The organism is Pseudomonas sp. NFX224 (genome assembly GCF_048565165.1).
Classification (GTDB): domain Bacteria; phylum Pseudomonadota; class Gammaproteobacteria; order Pseudomonadales; family Pseudomonadaceae; genus Aquipseudomonas.
The window spans coordinates 4,526,299-4,545,394 of record NZ_CP183416.1; the positions used below are offsets into that span (position 1 = coordinate 4,526,299).

Below are 19,096 nucleotides of genomic sequence, written 5' to 3' on the forward strand. Positions count from 1 at the left end.
AGCCTGCCCGGCAGAGAAGGGGCAGGCTGCATCGTGATGGAAGCGTTTTTCAACCGGTCGCGAGTTCGCGTTTGTGCTCCAGCGATTCCAGTTCAGCCTTGTAGTTGTGGGCGTCGATCTCGTTGTGGAACATCCCGACCAGCAAACCTTGTTGATGCACATCCCAGATGCGGATACCGGCGGCTACGCCTTCGTGGGATTTATGTGAATCGTCGCGTTCAGTCACTTTTACAGTCATCTGCTAGCTCCAATTTCTGTTATCTGCAGCAAGGCGTGTGCAGGACTCTGTTATAGGGTTTGGTAGCTTGCTAAGTAAACAACAGAGTTTGGAAAGGGACTGTTGCAGAATCGGAGAAAATCCCGCAGGCCTTGAAGTGCGCGACATTCAGTCGCAGGGCCTTAAGTTTCATGACAAAAGCTTCATATTCGACGGCAAAAAGGACCGGCGTTTTTTCAGCTGCTACAAAGAGGGGGGCGGTTGAGCTACGTATTTAACGCGAAAAAAAACGCCCCGAACCAGTCGGGGCGTTTTCATGTGCGGCTCAGCCGCGGGGAATTACTTGCCTTCCCAGCGCTTCAGCACCAGCGTGGCGTTGGTGCCGCCGAAACCGAAGCTGTTGCTCATCACGGTGTTGATGGTGGCGTTTTCGCGGGTCTTGGTCAGCACCGGCAGATCGGCCACTTCAGGGTCCAGCTCGTCGATGTTGGCGGAGCCGGCAATGAAGTTGCCTTCCATCATCAGCATGCAGTAGATCGCTTCGTGAACGCCGGCGGCGCCCAGGGAGTGACCCGACAGGCTCTTGGTGGAGCTGATGGCTGGAGCCTTGTCGCCGAACACTTCACGCACACCTTTCATTTCCGCGACGTCGCCGACCGGGGTCGAAGTGCCGTGGGTGTTCAGGTAGTCGATCGGGGTGTCGACGGTGGACAGCGCCTGCTGCATGCAGCGGATCGCGCCTTCGCCACTCGGGGCAACCATATCGTAGCCGTCGGACGTCGCGCCGTAGCCAACGATTTCCGCGTAGATCTTCGCGCCGCGGGCCAGAGCGTGTTCCAGCTCTTCAACCACGACCATGCCACCACCGCCGGCGATGACGAAACCGTCACGGTCAGCATCGTAGGCACGGGAAGCTTGTTCCGGTGTGTCGTTGCGCTTGCTGGACAATGCGCCCATGGCGTCGAACAGGAACGACTGGCTCCAGTGCTCTTCTTCACCGCCACCGGCGAAAACGATGTCCTGCTTGCCCATCTGGATCTGTTCCATGGCGGTACCGATGCAGTGAGCACTGGTGGCGCAGGCAGAAGCGATGGAGTAGTTCAGGCCCTTGATCTTGAACGGGGTGGCCAGGCAAGCGGAAACGGTGCTGCTCATGGTCCGCGTTACACGGTATGGGCCGACGCGCTTGACGCCTTTCTCGCGCAGGATGTCCAGCGCTTCCATCTGGTTCAGGGTCGATGCGCCACCGGAACCGGCGATCAGGCCGGTACGCGGGTTGGACACCTGCTCTTCGGTCAGGCCGGAGTCGGTGATGGCGTCTTTCATGGCCAGGTACGCATAAGCTGCCGCGTGGCCGACGAAGCGATAGATCTTGCGATCGATCAGCTCTTCAAGGTTGAGGTCGATGGAGCCGGAAACCTGGCTACGCAGACCCATTTCGGCATATTCCGGGTTGAACCGGATGCCAGGGCGGCTTGCACGCAGGTTAGCGGAGACGGTCTCTTTGTCATTGCCCAGGCACGAAACAATGCCCAGACCAGTGATAACGACGCGGCGCATGCGGATAACCCTTAGAAGTTGTCAGTGGAGGTGAACACGCCGACCCGGAGGCCTTCGGCGGTGTAGATTTCGCGACCGTCGACAGTGACCGAACCGTCGGCGATGGCCAGGTTCAGCTTGCCCTTGAGGACGCGCTTGATATGAATGTTATAGGTGACTTTCTTGGCGGTCGGCAGAACCTGGCCGAAGAATTTCACTTCGCCCGAACCCAGGGCGCGACCGCGGCCCGGCAGGCCTTGCCAGCCGAGGAAGAATCCGACCAGTTGCCACATGGCGTCGAGGCCCAGGCAGCCCGGCATCACCGGATCGCCTTCGAAGTGGCAGGCGAAGAACCAGAGGTCCGGAGTGATATCCAACTCGGCGACCAATTCACCTTTGCCGTACTTGCCACCTTCTTCGCTGATCAGGGTGATGCGATCAACCATCAGCATGTTCGGGGCGGGCAGTTGCGCGTTACCTGGGCCGAACAGCTCACCGCGACTGCAGCGCAGCAGGTCTTCCCGGGTAAAGGCGTTTTGTTTGGTCATGCGAGCTCCTCAATAGTCCCATGCGGCAGGTGGGGCAAATCTTCCCGGCCGATCGAAGCGTTCATGCCTCGAACCGGCAGCCTACTCATAGACTATTGCGTTGTGGTGAAAGTCACAGCACCAAGGACATGAATGTACACTTGTGCACTGAAATTTTTATTCAAGCCCCTTTTCGGGCCTGTTCGGGTGCCTAAGACTGCCGCACTTTCGCCTTTCACGCCAGTCGCAGATGCTCGAAAGGCCTGTACTACTGCACCCAGCGCTGCAGAATTTGCTGAAGATCAGTACGTTTGAAGGGCTTGGCCAGATAATCGTTCATCCCCGCCGACAGACAGGCTTCACGATCGCCCTGCAAGGCATTGGCGGTCAAGGCGATGATCGGCAGGTCGGTGCAACCGGGCAGTTGGCGAATCTGTCGGGTGGCCTCATAGCCGTCGAGGACAGGCAATCGACAGTCCATCAGGATCGCTTCGAAAATCAGGCTCTCGGCACTGCGCACCGCCTGCGCGCCATCGGCAGCGACGCTGACCGTGAAGCCCAGACTGCGCAACATGGCTTCGATGACCGTCTGGTTGACCGGGTTGTCCTCAACCAGCAACACATTGCGCCCTTCACCGTCGCCTTTGCCTGTCGGCGACCGGGGCGCCAGTACCGGCAAAGGCTGTTGATACAGCGCCAGCGGGATTTCCAGGGTGAACACCGAGCCGCGACCTTCTTCGCTCTGGGCGCGCAAGGTGCCGCCCATGCGTTCGGCGAGCGTGCGCGCAATCGGCAGACCCAGCCCGGTGCCGCCGTAACGTCTTGAAATGGAACTGTCGGCCTGCTGAAACGCGTTGAACATCAGTTCCAGGCTCTCGGCCGCGATGCCGATTCCGCTGTCGCGCACCGTGCAGGTAAACCACAGCAATTCGTGATCCAGTGACTGCCACTGCGGTTCGATGGACACGCGACCCTGCTCGGTGAACTTCAGCGCATTGCCGATCAGGTTCACCAGAATCTGCCGGATTCGCGTCGGATCACCCTGGACCTGCAACGCGCGCATGTCTTCGGGGATCAGCAATTGCAAGTCGAGCCCGCGTTGTGCAGCGCTGTGGTGGAACGCCTGGGCGCAGCTGCCAATCAGGTCGGCGAGGTTGAACGGAATATGTTCCAGCTCCAGTTCCGAACGCTCGATGCGCGAGAAATCCAGAATGTCGTTGATGACCTTGAGCAGGTGTTCGGTGGACTCCGAAGCCAGCGCCGCGTATTCGACCTGCTCGTCGGTCATCTGCGTGGTTTCCAACAACTGCAGCATGCCCAGCACGCCATTCATCGGCGTGCGCAGTTCGTGGCTCATCATCGCGAGGAAATCGGACTTGGCGTTGTTGGCCTTTTCCGCTTCCTCGCGCGTCTGGATCAGTTGCGCCATGGCTTGATGCTGTTCATGGCTGGCCTGTTCGAGACCGCTGGCCAGGTTGTTGATGTGTTGCGACAAGGCGCCCAGCTCGGTGTCGTCGACGATGGGCAGCGGCGTCTTGTAGTCGCCGTCCTGGATCGCCTTGACCGCGTTGCCGATGTCGCGGATCGGTTGCGACAGGCTCCCCGCCAGGCGCCGGGCGAGCACGAAGGTAAAAAGCAGCGCGAACAGCGCCAGGATCGCAGCCTTGAGCAGGATCTCCTGCTGGCGTTGACTGAATGCATCGTTGGACAGACCGACGATCACCCGCCCCAGATAGTCTTCGGCGGGCGCATTGCTGGCGACTTTGTTGTTCTGGAAAAAATCATCGTGCAGCGGCACCCGTTGCAGGCGCACCGGCGCCTGGAACACTTCGACTTGATGCGGGCTGCTGTGGCTGGTCGACGGTTGCTCGACATACACCAGAATCCGGTTGGTGCTGTCCTGCACTTCAAGGAAGCGCACGTTGGGCGTGGCCAGCGTGGCCTTGAGCAGACTCTCCAGCACCTCGTTGTTGCCGGAAATCACCCCGTATTCCGTGGCCGGGGCCAGCTGATTAGCGATGAGTTGGCCGGTGTGGTTGAGTTCTTGGCGCAGGTCCTGGATCCGCACGAAGGTAAAGAAACTGATCAACAACAAGGTCAGCAACAGGGCAGGGCCGAGGCTAATGAGCTGGGTCCGGGTGTTGATGTCCCAACGGCGACGGAAGGTCATGGGCGGCGTTCTCTTTCGGCCAACAGTGTTGCGACAGACGCTTCGTTTATCTGTTCCATACCTAATGAACGAGCCACCTGCGGGTTGCTTGCGACTTTGAAGCGAAGCGGGTAGAGCGTGCGCGGCCACGTCGCGGGTGGCTGATCGAGCAATTGATCGAGTATCACCAGCCAGTCACCCTGATCGGTGTAAGTGCTGGCCAGGCTTCCGGCCCTGACGAATCCTGCGTTGGGGCCGATCAGCGCCAGTTGTCGCGAGTAACTGCTGAGCAGCAGGTTTTTTGCGGTTTTCTGGTTGAACAGATCGGGGTCATCGAGGCCCAGCAGTACGTCGCTGTTGTTGAGCAAGGTTTGCAATGGACGACTGTCGTGGGTGTTGTCCCAGCGCTCGGTGACCACCTCAAGCCCAAGGGTGTGAGCGGCCCGGCGCAGTTCCTTCAACAGAAACTCGCTGTGATCGTCGTACAACACACCGACCCGTTTGACCTGAGGCAACAGGAGTCGGGTCAGGCGCAATTGGCGCTCCAGCGGCGGATCGCTCCAGAGCAGGCTGAGGTACGGCGGCAGTCTGTCCCCCAAATGTTGGCGCGCTTGCAGTCGGCTGATGCGCATCACCAACGTCGCCGGGCCTTGCGGGTCTTGTAGGCGCCAGTCGAGGCTCGGCAAGTCGAGCAGAATCAAACGCGTGTCGTCGGCCAGTTTTTCTGGCGTCGGCAGCTCGGCCAGTGGGCGGAAACGCACCTGATCGCCAGGGCGCAATTCACGCAGGGCCTGAATGAAAGATTGCACGCCGGGGCTGTCCTCGGCGCCGGTCAACAAAATGTCCGCGGCGTTGGCCGACAGGCTGCTCAGCCAGCCACCGATCACCAGGCACAGCATGGCCAACAGGTGCCCCACACCTGGCGACTTGCGTGACGGACAATGCGCCATCTTAAAACGCCAACTCCGCGCTGAAGTACATCACCCGGCGTTCGTCATAGTTGTTGTCGACGAAAGTGGCGGGTTGATTGTCGAGGCGTTGCTGGAGCACGGCGGCCAGTTCCAGGTTGGCCTTGCCGAGGCGAATGTGCTTGGCGATGCGTGTGTCGATGCGCTCGAAGCGATAACCGTTGAGCGCATCGTCGCCATAGTAGAAGAGTGCGCTGTTCCAGCCCTGACCCCAATCGCGCAGCCAGCCGATGGAGCCGCTGTTGCGTGCGGTCTGAAGCGCATCCTGCGGGTTGCTGGCATCCGAATCGACGTAGGCGTAGGTCAGGCGCAGTCGGTCGGCATTGCCGACTCTCCAGTCGAGCTGGGTTTCGGTCCCCGAAAAGCGCGAGGTGTTCGAGTTGCTTGCAATGTACTGGTTGTTGCGCAGCGGCTCGCTGATCATGCCGGTGATTTCGTCGTAGAACAGCTTCACATCGACCGCCAGCCCCCAGTCGGCAAAGTAGCCGTTGTAGCCCAGTTCGCGGGAGCGCATGTGTTCCTGATCGAGGTCGCCGGGGCCGCGTGTCTTGACGAAGTAACGGGCGCTGGACTGGCCGTAGGCCCCTGGCTGGATGTTGGTGACGCGGTAACTCCAGTTGACACTGTTCTCGAACATGTCCGGTGAGCGAATGGCTTCGGAATACACCGCACGCAACCCATGGCGCGGGTTGATCAGGTAATTGACCGCCACTCGCGGGGTCAGCGAACTGCCAATCAACCGCGTGTCCTCGAACATCGCGCCGCCCTGCAGCAACCAATGTTCACTGGCGCGCCACTCAAGTTGGCCGAATGCCCGCCACGTCGTGTCATCGAGGGTGCCATTGAAGTAGGTCTCGGATTTCGCCCGGTCGTAACGATAGTTCACGCCACTGACCAGCCGCAGGCTATCGGACAGGCTCAGGGTGTCCTGCAATTCAAGATCGTAGCGTGTTTCCCGGGCGCTCTGGTCGATGTCGCCGCAGACGGTCTGGCGGGCGCCGTTGCGCCATTGATCGAGGACTTGATTGGCCAGCGCCTGCTCGGCAGGCGTGCCCGCTGGGGCACCGGTACCGGTGAAGCGCGTGATATTGCGGGCCAGGCGCTCGGTGAAGTTCGGGTTGAGTTGCCAGAGTTCGGTCAGTTGCGGGCTGAACGATACTTCGGCATCACAGGCGCGCCAGGTTTGCTGGCGATCCCAGTGCTGGGCCGAACCCTGGATATACAGGCTGTGATCGGGATTGATGTCGAGATTCCAGCGCAGCGAGCCGGCGTAGTCTTTGGCCGTGACGTCGGAATCGTCCCCGGCGCGGGTAATCCCCGAGAACACCGGACGGTAGGTGTAGGGCCGCTGGTTGTTGCCTTCTTTGGCGTTCAATTGCCAATCGATGCTTTGTCGTTCGTTGAGTGTCTGACTGACCGCCAGGTTGAAGCGATTCAAGCGGCGACTGTCGTGGTAATCGTCGCCCCGACGGTCGCTGTCGAAGCCATCGTCCTGCTGGCCGGACAGGGACAAACGCAAGTCGCCATCCTCCCAACCCACGCTCTGGCTGGCATAAAAGTCGTTGATGCCGCGCTGGCCACGGGTGACTTTCATTCGCGTGCCGTGGCTGTCGGCCGGGTTGCGGGTGATGATGTTGACCACTGCCATCAGCGCATTGGCGCCGTAGCTGACGGTGTTCGGACCTCGGAAAACCTCGATGCGCTCGATGTCCTCCATGGCCACCGGGATGTCGCTCCAGTCCACCGTGGCCAGGCCCGCGCGGTACACCGAGCGACCGTCGATCAATACCTGCATGCGTCGCGCTTCGCCGGCGCTGGTGCCGTGATAGTTCACGGTGGCCTGATTACCGCTGATGTTGCCGACCATCATGCCCGGCACCAGCCGTAGCACCTCACTGATGTCCCGGGCGCCGCTGGCGGTGATCAAGGCATTGTCGAGCACCGTCATGCTCCCCGGCACGGCTGCGGGCGACTGCTTCAGACGCGTGGCCGTGAGCACTTGCGGCAGCGGTTCGCTGTCGAGGAACAAATCGTCAGCCAGCAATGGCGAGCTGAAAGCCAGCGCCAGCACCAACGGCGAGTGGGGAGATGGAGAGCCCAGCGACACAACACATCCTTGTTATTAATTGTTTGCGCGCATGGTAACCGAGCCCGATGACTTTTCCAGTCACGATGTCAGCATTTTCCGCGGCTTTATCGGACTTCTTTCCATCTGCGCGGGTAATTGACGCGGGGGCTGGCCGCGACTGGGGCGCTCCGTATAATGCCGACATCGCCACTGGTATGGATTAACGGATTGCATATGACTGAACAGCGCCCGATTGCGGTCCTGGGAGGCGGAAGTTTTGGTACCGCCGTGGCAAATCTGCTGGCCGAGAACGGCCATCAGGTCCTGCAGTGGATGCGTGATCCCGAACAGGCCGAGGCCATTCGGGTCAATCGCGAAAACCCGCGTTACCTCAAAGGCATCAAGATTCTGCCCGGCGTAACCCCGGTCACCGACCTGCAAGCGACCCTGCAAGCCTGCGACCTGAGTTTCGTCGCACTGCCGTCCAGCGCGTTGCGTTCTGTGTTGGCCCCGCACGCCGAATTGCTGTGCGGCAAAATGCTGGTGAGCCTGACCAAAGGCATCGAAGCCCAGACCTTCAAACTGATGAGCCAGATCCTCGAAGAGATCGCCCCGCAAGCGCGCATTGGCGTGCTGTCCGGGCCGAACCTGGCCCGTGAGATCGCCGAACATGCGCTGACCGCCACGGTGGTCGCCAGTGAAGACGAAGAACTCTGCGAACGTGTCCAGGCCGTTCTGCATGGTCGCACCTTTCGCGTTTATGCCAGCGCCGATCGTTTCGGCGTGGAGTTGGGCGGCGCATTGAAAAACGTCTACGCGATCATTGCCGGCATGGCGGTGGCGCTGGACATGGGCGAGAACACCAAGAGCATGCTGATCACCCGGGCGCTGGCGGAAATGACCCGCTTCGCGGTGAATCAGGGCGCCAACCCGATGACCTTCCTGGGCCTGGCGGGCGTGGGCGATTTGATCGTGACTTGCTCGTCGCCGAAAAGCCGCAACTATCAGGTCGGGTTTGCCCTCGGCCAGGGTTTGAGCCTGGACGAGGCGGTCAATCGTCTGGGCGAAGTGGCCGAAGGCGTGAACACCCTCAAGGTGCTCAAAGCCAAGTCCCAGGAGGTCGGTGTGTACATGCCGCTGGTCGCCGGGCTGCACGCGATCCTGTTTGAAGGGCGCACGCTTGAGCAGGTGATCGGGCTGTTGATGCGCGGCGAGCCGAAGACCGACGTCGACTTTATTTCCACCAGCGGTTTCAACTGAGCCCACGACTTAACTGGAACGGAGCGAGACATGAACGATCAGAAAGTAGAAGCCAAGTACGAATCCATTTTGCTGCGGGTGCTGTGGATGAGCGTCTTTGTGCTGGTCTGGCAAGTGGCGCAATTCATCCTGGGCGCCGTGGTGCTGGTGCAGTTGATCTATCGTTTGATTTATGGCGCTCCGAGCGCCAGCCTGATGAACTTCGGCGACAGTCTGAGCCAGTTCCTGGCGCAGATCGGTCGTTTCGGCAGTTTTCACAGCGACCAGAAACCCTGGCCGTTTGCCGATTGGCCAACGCCGCGTACGCCGGAAGGTGAAGTGCCGCACGCTGTGGCGCCAGCGCCGCATCCGGCCCGAGATGAGGAACCCAAGCTATGAAAATCTGGGTATTGCGTCATGGTGAAGCGGTGCCACACGGATCTCGCCCTCACGATTCGGAGCGGGAACTGACAGACCACGGTCGCAAGGAAGTGCTCAGTAGCGCGGCGCAGTTGATGGGGCAGCCACTGACGGCGATCTACGCCAGCCCCTACTTACGTGCGCAGCAGACGGCGCAACTGGTGCGCGAGACGTTGGGTTTCGAGCCGGAAATCCGCACCGTCGAATGGCTGACGCCGGACACCGAGCCGGACAAGGTGGCCGAACAGATGGTGGCGGTGAGCGACGTGCTGCTGGTCAGCCACAACCCGCTGGTGGGGAATCTGCTGAGCTACCTGCAACATGGCGCCGGGCACCCGCCGGAAAGGGTCAGCACTGCCGGGCTGGCGGAGCTCAAGGGTGATGAATTGCTGGTCGGCTCAATGAAGCTCGACAGCATCAAACATCCCTAACCCGAATACGCCCCCGATCAACCGTGGGGTTTGAAAAAATCGTACAAAATAGCTAACCAAGCACTTGCTTGGTTAGCTACGCTTGCTCCAGACCAAAAACAAAGGAGCGAGTCGCATGTCTGCTGCTTTTCGTTTGCCGCTGGACGTTTTCTACGAGCGTGAGGCCCGCCATCCGCGCCAGCGCTTTTTGGTTCAGCCCATCGGCGGTGGGCACGTCGAGACCCTGACCTGGGCCGACGTCGGTCATCAGGCTCGCTGTGCCGCGCATTGGTTGCGGGCGCGGGAATTGCCCCAAGGCAGTCACATCGCCCTCATCTCGAAAAACTGTGCGCACTGGATCATCGCCGACCTGGCGATCTGGATGGCCGGGCATGTTTCGGTGCCGCTGTACCCCAATCTCACGGCCGAATCCGTGGCCCAGGTGCTGGAACATTCGGAAGCGGCGCTGGCGTTTATCGGCAAGCTCGACGATTGGCCCGGCATGTCTCGCGGGGTCAATCCCGATCTGCCGACGATCAGCCTGCCGCTGCATCCGCCGGGCACCTTCAATTTCAGCTGGGATAATCTGCAACGCAGTTCGCCGATCCAGGACGACCCCAAGCCCGGCGCCGATCAACTGGCAACCATCATCTACACCTCCGGCACCACCGGCATGCCCAAAGGCGTGATGCACAGCTTCGGCAATCTGGGTTTCGCCACCACGCGCGGCACGCAGTTGTTCGGCCTCAATGAGTCGGATCGATTGCTCTCGTATCTGCCGCTGTGTCACGTGGCCGAGCGGATGTTCGTTGAACTGGCGTCGATCTATACCGGGCAAACCGTATTTTTTGCTGAAAGCCTCGACACCTTCCTGGACGATTTGCGGCGAGCCCGGCCCACGGCACTGTTTGGCGTGCCGCGTATCTGGACCAAGTTTCAGATGGGCGTGTACGGCAAGATCCCGGCAAAACGTCTCGACTTCCTGCTGGGCCTGCCGATTGTCGGCAAGCGGGTTGGGCATAAAGTTCTCGCCGGGCTGGGGCTCGATGCCTTGCGCGTGGCGCTGTCGGGAGCCGCGCCGGTGCCGCTGAGCTTGCTGCTGTGGTACCGCAAGCTCGGGCTGGACGTGCTGGAGGTCTACGGCATGACCGAAAGTTGCGGCTATTCGCACATTTGCCTGCCGGGGCAGAACAAACCCGGCTGGATCGGCAAGCCTTGCCCGGAAGTCGAGGTCCGCATCGATGAGTCGGGCGAGGTCATGGTGCGCAGCGGCGCGACCATGCTTGGCTACTTCAAGGAACCGCAGAAAACCGCTGACACCATCACCGAGGACGGTTTCCTGCGGACCGGCGACAAGGGCGAAGAAGACGCCGAAGGCAACCTGCGCCTGACCGGGCGCCTGAAGGAAATCTTCAAGACCAGCAAAGGCAAATATGTGGCGCCGGCACCGATTGAGAATCGCCTGGCGGTGCACTCGCGTATCGAACAGGTGTGCGTGGTCGGCGACGGCTTGAGTGCGCCGCTGGGGTTGTGCGTACTGTCTGCCGTTGGGCAACAGGAGGCGAGGGCAGGGTTGCATTCCAGCCTGGAAAAGCTGCTGGAGGAGGTCAACAGCGCCCTCGACAAGCACGAGCGCCTGCGGCGTCTGGTGGTGGTCAAGGACAGCTGGGCCGTGGATAACGGCTTCCTCACGCCGACCTTGAAGATCAAGCGCAACGTGATCGAAGCGGCCTACGGCGCCCGCTTCGAAGAATGGAGCGAGCGCAACGAAGCGGTGCTGTGGCAGGATTGAGGCACGAATAAAACCAACAAGGAACATCTGCGATGAGTCTGTGGCGCACCACTCCCAACATCGAACAGTTGAACGCAATCCAGAAAAACACCATCGGTGAAGTCCTGGATATTCGCTTCGAAGCCTTCGATGAAGAATCCCTGACCGCGAGCATGGTCATCGACCACCGTACCCACCAGCCTTACGGCTTGTTGCACGGCGGTGCGTCGGTGGTGCTGGCCGAAAGCGTCGGCTCCATGGCCAGTTACCTGTGCATCGATGCCAGCAAATTTTACTGCGTAGGGCTGGAAATCAACGCCAACCACTTGCGCGGCCTGCGCAGCGGCCGGGTGACAGCCGTGGCCAAGCCGATTCACATCGGGCGCACGACCCATGTCTGGGACATCCGTCTGACCAGCGATGAAGGCAAGGCCAGTTGCGTATCGCGGCTGACCATGGCGGTGGTGCCGCTGGGTGAGACGCCGCCGGCACGCTGAAGGCGGCCCATAGCTTTGACCGGACTGTCATCATTCCTGTCAGTTACGGTCATTGCTGCAGGACGCGGTCTTACGGACAATCAACGCCTGTTCTCGCTCATGGATTTGCCGGTATGTCGCAACAGATATTTTTCGCCCACGCCAATGGTTTCCCTTCGGGCACCTACGGCAAATTGTTCGCGGCGCTGGCGCCCGAGTATCAGGTGACGCATCTGGAGCAGCACGCTCATGACCCGCGTTTCCCGGCGGACGACAACTGGTACAACCTGGTGGACGAGCTGATCCATCATCTCAGGCAGCAACCCGAGCCGGTGTGGGGTGTCGGCCATTCCTTCGGCGGCGTCCTGCACCTGCACGCAGCGTTGCGTTGCCCCGAGCTGTATCGCGGGGTGGTCATGCTCGATTCGCCGGTGTTGACCCGTGCCGATCAATGGGTGATCCGCGCAGCCAAGCGTTTTGGTTTCATCGATAGATTGACGCCTGCTGGCCGTACCCTGGGGCGGCGGGAAGAGTTCGCCGATCTCGAAAGCGCCCGTCGCTATTTCGCCGGCAAAACCCTGTTTCGCGGTTTCGATCCGGAATGCTTCGACGCCTACCTGCAATACGGTTTGCACAAGGTAGGCGACAAACTTCGCCTGCGCTTCGACCCCGCCACGGAGATCAGCATTTACCGTGGCGTGCCGCACACCAGCCCTGGCCGCGCCCGTCAGTTGAAAGTACCGCTGGCGGTGGTGCGTGGGCACCAGAGTCGGGTGGTGATGCGCCATCACGCCAGTTCCGTCGGGCGCATGCCGTTGGGCGAGGCCCTGACCATACCCGGCGGCCACATGTTTCCCCTGGAACGTCCGCAGGACACTGCCGCAATGCTGAAAAACCTGTTCAGCCGCTGGGACGGTCATCAACAGGATTGCGCATGAGCAACGTTGTCGAAGAAGTGCGCCTGAGCCTGCCGCACATTGAGTTGGCGGCGCATCTGTTCGGTCCCGAAGACGGTTTGCCGGTAATTGCCCTGCATGGCTGGCTCGACAACGCCAACAGCTTCGTCCGGCTGGCGCCAAAGCTCAAAGGCCTGCGCATCATCGCGCTGGACATGGCCGGGCACGGTCATTCCGGGCATCGCCCGCCCGGCGCGGGTTACGCCATGTGGGACTATGCCCATGATGTGCTGCAAGTCGCCGAACAGCTTGGATTGCAGCGATTTGCGCTGTTGGGGCACTCCATGGGCGCGATCGCTTCGCTGATCATCGCCGGCTCGCTGCCGGAGCGTGTCACCCATCTGGCGTTGATCGATGGGGTGATTCCTCCTACAGACAAAGGCGAAAATGCTGCCGAGCGAATGGGCATGGCCCTTCAGGCGCAGCTGGATCTGCGGGAAAAACGCAAACCGGTTTACCCCACCCTCGACCGAGCCATTGAAGCGCGCATGAAAGGTTTGGTGGCCGTCAGTCGCGAAGCCGCCGAACTGCTGGCTCAACGAGGCTTGATGCCGGTGCCGGGCGGTTACACCTGGCGCACCGACAATCGCCTGACATTGCCGTCGCCGCTGCGTCTTACCGCCGAACAGGCGATGGCCTTCGTGCAACGCATCAGTTGTCCGGCAAAACTGGTGGTTGCCGCCGACGGCATGCTCGCCAAACATCCTGAATTGCTGGAGCGTCTACCCTTTAGCCGTGAACAGCTGCCAGGCGGCCATCATTTGCACCTGAATGACGAGTCCGGTGCCGACCTTGTCGCAGACTGTTTCAATCGGTTTTTCGCCATTCCTTGACTTGCACCGGGCAACTGTCGAGGCTGGGCGGGTTGAAATGGGAGACAACCATGATAGATCTGTACACTGCTGCGACCCCGAATGGCCACAAGGTCTCTATCGTGCTCGAGGAACTCGGCTTGCCCTACACGGTGCATGCCTTGAGTTTCGACAATAAGGAACAGAAGTCCGAGGACTTCCTCAAGATCAACCCCAATGGCCGGATTCCGGCGATTGTCGACCGCGCCAATGGCGATTTTGCCGTGTTCGAGTCCGGCGCCATCCTGATTTATCTCGCTGAAATGACCGGCAAGTTGATGCCAACCGATCCCAAGGGGCGCTCGGTGGTCTTGCAGTGGCTGATGTTCCAGATGGGCGGCATCGGCCCGATGCAGGGCCAGGCCAACGTGTTTTTCCGTTACTTCCCTGAAAAACTCCAGGGCGCCATCGACCGTTACCAGCATGAAACCCGTCGCCTCTACGAAGTGCTCGACACGCGCCTGCAAACCGTCGAGTTTCTGGCCGGTGAGTACAGCATCGCCGACATCGCGACCTTCCCGTGGGTGCGTGGTCATGAGTGGTCCGGAGTGTCGGTGGAAGGCCTGACGGCGTTGCAACGCTGGATGGCGACCATGGAGGCCCGGCCTGCTGTGCAGCGTGGTTTACAGGTGCCGCAACGCGCCGATGAAGCCAGTGTCGTCAAGGGTGCCCAGGCCATGCTGATCCGATGAGTCTATCGATGCGTTCCCTCAGTCTGCTGGCACTGTGCAGTTTCAGTCCCTTGTTGTTCGCCGCTGATATTCCAGGCAGCCAGGACCTGCCGATCGTGCCGCGCATGGTCGATGCGCAGATCGTCGACTATCGTCCGGCGGTCGAACTCGAGCGGATTTACCCGCTGGGTTCGATCCGCAAAATCAGCGGCCAGTTGCGCTTTGATGGCCAGGTCAGCGCCCGTGGCACTGCGACGTCGGTGACGTACGAACTGCCGCCGGAGCAATCGGCAACCCAGGCCTTCACCTCTGCGCGCGAAGCCTTGCAAAAGCAGGACGCGCAGTTGCTGTTCTGGTGCCAGGCCCGGGATTGTGGCGAGAGCAGCCTGTGGGCCAACGAAGTATTCGGCAACGCCAAACTCTACGGCTCCGACAATGAGCAGGCGTACCTGCTATTGCGCCTGGCGGCACCGAAAGACAACACGCTGGTGGCGCTTTACAGCATCACCCGCGGGAATCGCAAAGCTTACCTGCACGTCGAACAGTTCGAGGCGGCCGCACCGCTGGGCGATTTGCTGCCGACCTCCGCGACCTTGCTGCGCGAACTCAAAAGCACCGGCGAGCTCGACTTCCCCAAATTGACTGAGGCGCCGGATGAGACCTGGCTGCGCTTGATCTCCCGTGGCCTGAACCTGGACACCACGTTGCGGGTCAGCATTTCCGGGCCGAATGCCGAAGCCTGGCGTCAGGCGCTGATCGACCAGGGTGTGCGTGCGGCGCGGATGGAAACCGGTAGCGTCGAAGGCTCTGGCCTGCACATCGAGCTGTTGCGCTAGGCTGTATCCGGCGAACGTGCGCGTTGCGTTCGCCTATTCTTTTGACGACTGATTTTTTCGAGACCTTGGATGATCAATAACGATCGGCTGTTGGTGCAGATCCTGCTCCTGGTGCTGTTTGGCGCGAGCTTTTGGGTGATGGCGCCGTTCTGGTCGGCGTTGTTCTGGGGCGCGGTGCTGGCGTTCGCCAGTTGGCCGTTGATGCGCCTGCTGACCCGCTGGCTCAATGGCCGCGAATCGCTGGCGGCAGCCCTGTTGACCGTGGGCTGGATGGTATTGGTGGCCGCGCCGCTGGTGTGGCTGGGATTCAACCTGGCGGACCATGTACGTGACGCCACGGCGTTCATCAAGGATGTGCAGGTCGATGGCCTGCCGGAAGCACCGGACTGGCTGGGCGGCATTCCATTGGTGGGCGGTCGCTTGGTGGGGATCTGGAACAGCGTCGATCAGCAGGGCGCGGCGATGATGGTGTCGCTCAAGCCTTATTTCGGCCAGGTCGGCAACTGGCTGCTGGCGCGCAGTGCGCAGATTGGCGGCGGTATTCTCGAGCTCACGTTGAGCATCGTCTTCGTGTTCTTTTTCTATCGTGACGGGCCACGGCTGGCGGCGTTTGTCCATGCCTTGCTCGAACGCCTGATCGGCAAGCGTGCCGGCTACTACATTGAATTGGTGGCGGGCACGGTGCAGCGAGTAGTGAACGGGGTGATCGGCACGGCGGCGGCTCAGGCCGTGCTCGCGCTGATCGGTTTCCTGATTGCCGGTGTACCGGGGGCCCTGGTGCTCGGCATCGTCACGTTCCTGCTCAGCCTCATTCCCATGGGGCCCCCTCTGGTTTGGGTTCCGGCCACGGCCTGGCTGGCCTGGAAAGGTGAGTACGGGATGGCGATATTCCTCGGCATCTGGGGCACCTTCATCATCAGTGGCGTGGACAACGTGCTCAAGCCGTACCTGATTAGTCGCGGCGGCAACTTGCCGTTGGTCATCGTGCTGCTAGGGGTGTTTGGCGGGTTGATTGCGTTCGGCTTTATCGGCCTGTTTATCGGTCCGACGTTACTGGCGGTGGCATACAGCCTGTTGACCGACTGGAGCAAGAGTCAGGCTCGGGTCGAAGACCGTCGCTGAATGTAGAGGGGAATTATGCGGTAGCGCTGGAAAACAGACTCGCGTTGATCCGGCGGACGGATGATGGGGACCGTCAGACCAACGCCAGGTTGTAAAAGCGCCCCGGGCCTCCTTGCCCGGGTCGTGTAGCAGGGTAAATCAGAACTTCGCTTCAGCATCCAGTTGCAGGGTGTTGATGTCGGAGTCCTTGAGGGTGGCGTTGGTGTAGTCAGAGTTAGCCATGAAGTACGTCGCGCCGAGGTTGAAGTTCTTGTCCAGCTCGTAGCTCACTTTCAACTTGCTGCCGCGCGAACCGGTGAAACCGTTGGCGAAGTCGGAGTCGGTGAATGCGCCAACCACGGCGTTACGCTGCACGTCGCGGTAGTTGTAGTCGATCGCGAAGCCGTAGACCTTGGTCTTCACACCGGCCAGCCAGGCAGTGTCCTGATCGTTGCTGGCATCGTCGTTGTTGACGTACTGACCGTACAGCGAGAGCGGCATTGGCAGGCCGCCGATGTCGAGTTGACCAAAGCCTTCGAACAGCTTGAACTGTTCATTCGGGCTGTTGCCGTTAACCGCCAGTGCGGCAGGAATGGTGGTGCCGCCCGGGGCGATGTCGTTGTCGTTGTCGTAACCGTAGACGCTGCCGCCCAGAGTCAGTTTCAGATTGTCGGTGATGCCAAAGCGCGCGCCCAATTGACCGGCGTACAGACGCAGGTCGTGCTTGAACTGCACGCCGTCGCCGTCGACGTTGTCCTTGAGGGTGTAGTGACCAGCGCTACCGAACAGCTCGGTGCTGCCGCTCAGCGGGTACTTGTACGAGAGGGACAGACCTTCCGGGCTGATGTCGCTATCCCAGATCACGTCGCCCATGCTCACCCATTGCTGAGGCATCTTGCCGCCAACAATGTGCAGGTTCTTGATGGCGTCCGGGTGGTAGTCGACGTAACCCTGGTCCAGCCAAATCTGCTTCTTGTCGAAGTAGTTGTCCAGGCTCTGGTTGGTGGAGCGCGCGTCGTCGTTGTTGCCGGTGGCGATACGGATACCGGTGTCGACCTGCGGGTTGATTTCGGTGTAGGCACCCAGGCGGGCACGAATGCGCTGACGATCCTGGTCTTTGTTGTTCGAAACGCCATCGTTGTGGACGTTTTCCTGACGGAAGCGCACGTCACCCTTGAACTGGGTCTTGGCAGCCCACGCCAGTTTTTGGTCGAAGGTGCTCAGTTCGTTGGTTTTCTTCGCAGTTGCGGCGATTTGCTCGTTGGTCTCTTGTTGAGCCTGACGGGCAATTTGCTGGTCTTTCTGATCCCTGGCCAGCTCGGCTTGCAGTTCGCTGTACTGCGCGTTGGTAATCGAGCCGTTAGCTTTGAGCATGTCGAGCAGTTTGGCGTCGACTGCGGCGCTGGCTGGAACACTCATGGCCAGCAGCAGGCCACCACACAGGGCCGCCGCAGTTTTCGTGGAAGCAAGACGCATATCAATCTCCGAAGATGAGAGTGGATGGCTGAGCCATCCAGGGCACAACCGACCAGTGATGGACGGAAAACAGTGGCCGAGTTAGAACTCGACGCTCTAAAAACAGGCGCCAGTATCGCGATGGTTTATTACAGTGCAGTGGCAATGTGATGGCATGTCGGTGACGATACAAAGTCGTCGCGAACTATTGAGTTAGAGCGCTGTCGTCGAATTGATCGTGTGCATCCGGGAGCAATCGGCGATACTCGCGGGGCTTTCACGCCAAGAAGAGTGAGGACGGTGATGCCGTTGCAACGCCTGCAAAGTCTGTCTGAAATCGCCCCGCAAACGTGGGACGCGCTGGTGCCCGAGAATCAGCCGTTTCTGAGCCACGCCTTTCTGAGTGCACTGGAAGACAGCGGCAGTGTCGGGCCGCATTCGGGCTGGCAACCCGAGCATTTGCTGCACGTCGAAGGGGATCGCTTGATCGCCGCATTGCCCAGCTATCGCAAGTGGCATTCCTACGGCGAATACGTGTTCGACCACGGTTGGGCCGATGCCTGCGAACGTGCCGGAATCGATTATTACCCCAAGCTCCTGACTGCCGTACCGTTCAGTCCGGTCAGCGGTCCGCGATTGCTGGCAAACAGGGTCGAGGACGGTTTCGAGTTACTGAAAAGTCTGCCGGGTTATCTGGAAATCGAACAACTCTCCAGTGCCCACATCAACTTCACTGACCCGTTCACAGATGCCGCATTGGCCGAACAACCGGGCTGGTTGCAACGCATCGGTTGCCAGTATCACTGGCAAAATCGCGGCTATCGCGACTTTCAGGATTTCCTCGATGTACTGAGTTCGCGCAAGCGCAAACAGATGCGCAAGGAACGTGAGCAGGTGGCGGGGCAGGGCTTCGAGTTCGAATGGCTGGAAGGGCAGGCGCTGACCCAGGCACAGTGGGATTTTGTCTATGCCTGCTACGCCAATACCTACGCCGTGCGTAGGCAAACACCTTATCTGACGCGCGAATTTTTCAGCCTGCTGGCCGAACGCATGCCGCAGTCGATTCGCGTGGTGTTGGCCAAACAAGGCTCACGGCCGGTGGCGATGGCCTTCAGTCTGGTGGGCGGCGACAGCTTTTACGGGCGCTACTGGGGATGCCTGGCGGAGTTCGATCGTCTGCATTTCGAGACGTGTTTCTACCAGGGAATGGACTATGCGATTGCCAATGGTTTGCAGCGTTTCGATGCCGGCGCCCAGGGTGAGCACAAGTTGATTCGCGGGTTCGAGCCGGTAATCACTCATTCTTGGCATTACCTGCGCCATCCCGGCCTGAAAGCGGCGGTCAAAGACTTCCTTCAGCAGGAACGATCGGGTGTGCTGGCGTATGCCGAGGAAGCGAGGACCGTGCTGCCTTATCGGCAGCAATAAAGCAAAGACCGCGG

The 19,096-nt window shown here is 60.4% G+C and carries 18 protein-coding genes; 11 read left to right on the forward strand and 7 right to left on the reverse strand.

What is annotated here, in order from left to right; genetic code table 11:
- Positions 1 to 49 precede the first annotated feature (49 nt).
- From ACNYC6_RS20695 to ACNYC6_RS20720, 6 genes are all read right to left on the reverse strand, one after another.
- Complete coding sequence (locus ACNYC6_RS20695) at positions 50 to 238, reverse strand: hypothetical protein (protein WP_419708929.1); 189 nt, start codon at positions 236 to 238, stop codon at positions 50 to 52.
- Positions 239 to 556: 318 nt separating this feature from the next.
- Positions 557 to 1,777: a beta-ketoacyl-ACP synthase I gene (gene fabB / locus ACNYC6_RS20700; RefSeq protein WP_015096439.1), complete on the reverse strand. Its 1,221-nt coding sequence runs from the start codon at positions 1,775 to 1,777 to the stop codon at positions 557 to 559.
- An 11-nt stretch (positions 1,778 to 1,788) separates the two neighbouring features.
- Positions 1,789 to 2,304, reverse strand: a complete 516-nt coding sequence (gene fabA, locus ACNYC6_RS20705) for a 3-hydroxyacyl-[acyl-carrier-protein] dehydratase FabA (protein ID WP_003179264.1) — start codon at positions 2,302 to 2,304, stop codon at positions 1,789 to 1,791.
- Positions 2,305 to 2,551: 247 nt separating this feature from the next.
- Positions 2,552 to 4,453: an ATP-binding protein gene (locus tag ACNYC6_RS20710; RefSeq protein WP_419708930.1), complete on the reverse strand. Its 1,902-nt coding sequence runs from the start codon at positions 4,451 to 4,453 to the stop codon at positions 2,552 to 2,554.
- Entirely contained in the window at positions 4,450 to 5,382 is a 933-nt protein-coding gene (locus tag ACNYC6_RS20715; protein ID WP_419708931.1) for an ABC transporter substrate-binding protein, read from the reverse strand. The genes ACNYC6_RS20710 and ACNYC6_RS20715 overlap by 4 nt, the downstream gene beginning before the upstream one ends.
- A gap of 1 nt (position 5,383) precedes the next feature.
- The gene (locus ACNYC6_RS20720) at positions 5,384 to 7,507 is read right to left on the reverse strand and encodes a TonB-dependent receptor plug domain-containing protein (protein ID WP_419708932.1); all 2,124 of its coding nucleotides are present in this window, start codon (positions 7,505 to 7,507) and stop codon (positions 5,384 to 5,386) included.
- A gap of 195 nt (positions 7,508 to 7,702) precedes the next feature.
- Between ACNYC6_RS20720 and ACNYC6_RS20725 the strand changes: the two genes are divergently transcribed.
- The 10 genes from ACNYC6_RS20725 (at position 7,703) to ACNYC6_RS20770 (ending at position 16,220) form a co-directional block, all read left to right on the forward strand.
- Positions 7,703 to 8,728: an NAD(P)H-dependent glycerol-3-phosphate dehydrogenase gene (locus tag ACNYC6_RS20725; protein WP_419708933.1), complete on the forward strand. Its 1,026-nt coding sequence runs from the start codon at positions 7,703 to 7,705 to the stop codon at positions 8,726 to 8,728.
- Positions 8,729 to 8,758: 30 nt separating this feature from the next.
- Positions 8,759 to 9,106: a DUF4389 domain-containing protein gene (locus tag ACNYC6_RS20730; protein ID WP_419708934.1), complete on the forward strand. Its 348-nt coding sequence runs from the start codon at positions 8,759 to 8,761 to the stop codon at positions 9,104 to 9,106.
- On the forward strand, positions 9,103 to 9,558 hold the full coding sequence (sixA, locus tag ACNYC6_RS20735; protein WP_419708935.1) for a phosphohistidine phosphatase SixA: 456 nt from the start codon (positions 9,103 to 9,105) through the stop codon (positions 9,556 to 9,558). The genes ACNYC6_RS20730 and sixA overlap by 4 nt, the downstream gene beginning before the upstream one ends.
- Positions 9,559 to 9,673: 115 nt before the next feature.
- Positions 9,674 to 11,329: an AMP-binding protein gene (locus ACNYC6_RS20740; protein WP_419708936.1), complete on the forward strand. Its 1,656-nt coding sequence runs from the start codon at positions 9,674 to 9,676 to the stop codon at positions 11,327 to 11,329.
- 32 nt (positions 11,330 to 11,361) lie between these two features.
- Complete coding sequence (locus ACNYC6_RS20745) at positions 11,362 to 11,805, forward strand: hotdog fold thioesterase (RefSeq protein ID WP_419708937.1); 444 nt, start codon at positions 11,362 to 11,364, stop codon at positions 11,803 to 11,805.
- A 113-nt stretch (positions 11,806 to 11,918) separates the two neighbouring features.
- Entirely contained in the window at positions 11,919 to 12,722 is an 804-nt protein-coding gene (locus ACNYC6_RS20750; RefSeq protein ID WP_419708938.1) for an alpha/beta fold hydrolase, read from the forward strand.
- Entirely contained in the window at positions 12,719 to 13,573 is an 855-nt protein-coding gene (locus ACNYC6_RS20755) for an alpha/beta hydrolase (RefSeq protein ID WP_419708939.1), read from the forward strand. The genes ACNYC6_RS20750 and ACNYC6_RS20755 overlap by 4 nt, the downstream gene beginning before the upstream one ends.
- Positions 13,574 to 13,623: 50 nt before the next feature.
- Positions 13,624 to 14,283 (forward strand): glutathione S-transferase family protein, encoded by a 660-nt coding sequence (locus ACNYC6_RS20760; protein ID WP_419708940.1) that lies wholly within the window; start codon positions 13,624 to 13,626, stop codon positions 14,281 to 14,283.
- Positions 14,284 to 14,291: 8 nt separating this feature from the next.
- Complete coding sequence (locus tag ACNYC6_RS20765; RefSeq protein WP_419708941.1) at positions 14,292 to 15,098, forward strand: DUF4892 domain-containing protein; 807 nt, start codon at positions 14,292 to 14,294, stop codon at positions 15,096 to 15,098.
- Positions 15,099 to 15,167: 69 nt separating this feature from the next.
- A complete protein-coding gene (locus ACNYC6_RS20770; RefSeq protein ID WP_419708942.1) occupies positions 15,168 to 16,220 on the forward strand; it encodes an AI-2E family transporter in 1,053 nt (350 codons plus the stop codon).
- Between the two features lie 138 nt (positions 16,221 to 16,358).
- Here the strand turns inward: ACNYC6_RS20770 and ACNYC6_RS20775 are convergent, their stop codons facing one another.
- Positions 16,359 to 17,675 carry a putative porin gene (locus tag ACNYC6_RS20775; protein ID WP_419708943.1) on the reverse strand — a complete coding sequence of 439 codons (1,317 nt, stop codon included), beginning with the start codon at positions 17,673 to 17,675 and terminating at the stop codon, positions 16,359 to 16,361.
- A gap of 282 nt (positions 17,676 to 17,957) precedes the next feature.
- On the opposite strand from ACNYC6_RS20775, the gene ACNYC6_RS20780 reads away from it, so the two are divergent.
- Positions 17,958 to 19,082, forward strand: a complete 1,125-nt coding sequence (locus ACNYC6_RS20780) for a GNAT family N-acetyltransferase (protein ID WP_419708944.1) — start codon at positions 17,958 to 17,960, stop codon at positions 19,080 to 19,082.
- Positions 19,083 to 19,096 lie beyond the last annotated feature (14 nt).

Coding starts and splice junctions, on each gene's coding strand:
- ACNYC6_RS20695 (WP_419708929.1), bottom strand. CDS start 238: ATGACTGTAAAAGTGACTGAACGCGACGATTCACATAAATCCCACGAA.
- fabB (WP_015096439.1), bottom strand. CDS start 1,777: ATGCGCCGCGTCGTTATCACTGGTCTGGGCATTGTTTCGTGCCTGGGC.
- fabA (WP_003179264.1), bottom strand. CDS start 2,304: ATGACCAAACAAAACGCCTTTACCCGGGAAGACCTGCTGCGCTGCAGT.
- ACNYC6_RS20710 (WP_419708930.1), bottom strand. CDS start 4,453: ATGACCTTCCGTCGCCGTTGGGACATCAACACCCGGACCCAGCTCATT.
- ACNYC6_RS20715 (WP_419708931.1), bottom strand. CDS start 5,382: ATGGCGCATTGTCCGTCACGCAAGTCGCCAGGTGTGGGGCACCTGTTG.
- ACNYC6_RS20725 (WP_419708933.1), top strand. CDS start 7,703: ATGACTGAACAGCGCCCGATTGCGGTCCTGGGAGGCGGAAGTTTTGGT.
- ACNYC6_RS20730 (WP_419708934.1), top strand. CDS start 8,759: ATGAACGATCAGAAAGTAGAAGCCAAGTACGAATCCATTTTGCTGCGG.
- sixA (WP_419708935.1), top strand. CDS start 9,103: ATGAAAATCTGGGTATTGCGTCATGGTGAAGCGGTGCCACACGGATCT.
- ACNYC6_RS20740 (WP_419708936.1), top strand. CDS start 9,674: ATGTCTGCTGCTTTTCGTTTGCCGCTGGACGTTTTCTACGAGCGTGAG.
- ACNYC6_RS20745 (WP_419708937.1), top strand. CDS start 11,362: ATGAGTCTGTGGCGCACCACTCCCAACATCGAACAGTTGAACGCAATC.
- ACNYC6_RS20750 (WP_419708938.1), top strand. CDS start 11,919: ATGTCGCAACAGATATTTTTCGCCCACGCCAATGGTTTCCCTTCGGGC.
- ACNYC6_RS20755 (WP_419708939.1), top strand. CDS start 12,719: ATGAGCAACGTTGTCGAAGAAGTGCGCCTGAGCCTGCCGCACATTGAG.
- ACNYC6_RS20760 (WP_419708940.1), top strand. CDS start 13,624: ATGATAGATCTGTACACTGCTGCGACCCCGAATGGCCACAAGGTCTCT.
- ACNYC6_RS20765 (WP_419708941.1), top strand. CDS start 14,292: ATGCGTTCCCTCAGTCTGCTGGCACTGTGCAGTTTCAGTCCCTTGTTG.
- ACNYC6_RS20770 (WP_419708942.1), top strand. CDS start 15,168: ATGATCAATAACGATCGGCTGTTGGTGCAGATCCTGCTCCTGGTGCTG.
- ACNYC6_RS20775 (WP_419708943.1), bottom strand. CDS start 17,675: ATGCGTCTTGCTTCCACGAAAACTGCGGCGGCCCTGTGTGGTGGCCTG.
- ACNYC6_RS20780 (WP_419708944.1), top strand. CDS start 17,958: ATGCCGTTGCAACGCCTGCAAAGTCTGTCTGAAATCGCCCCGCAAACG.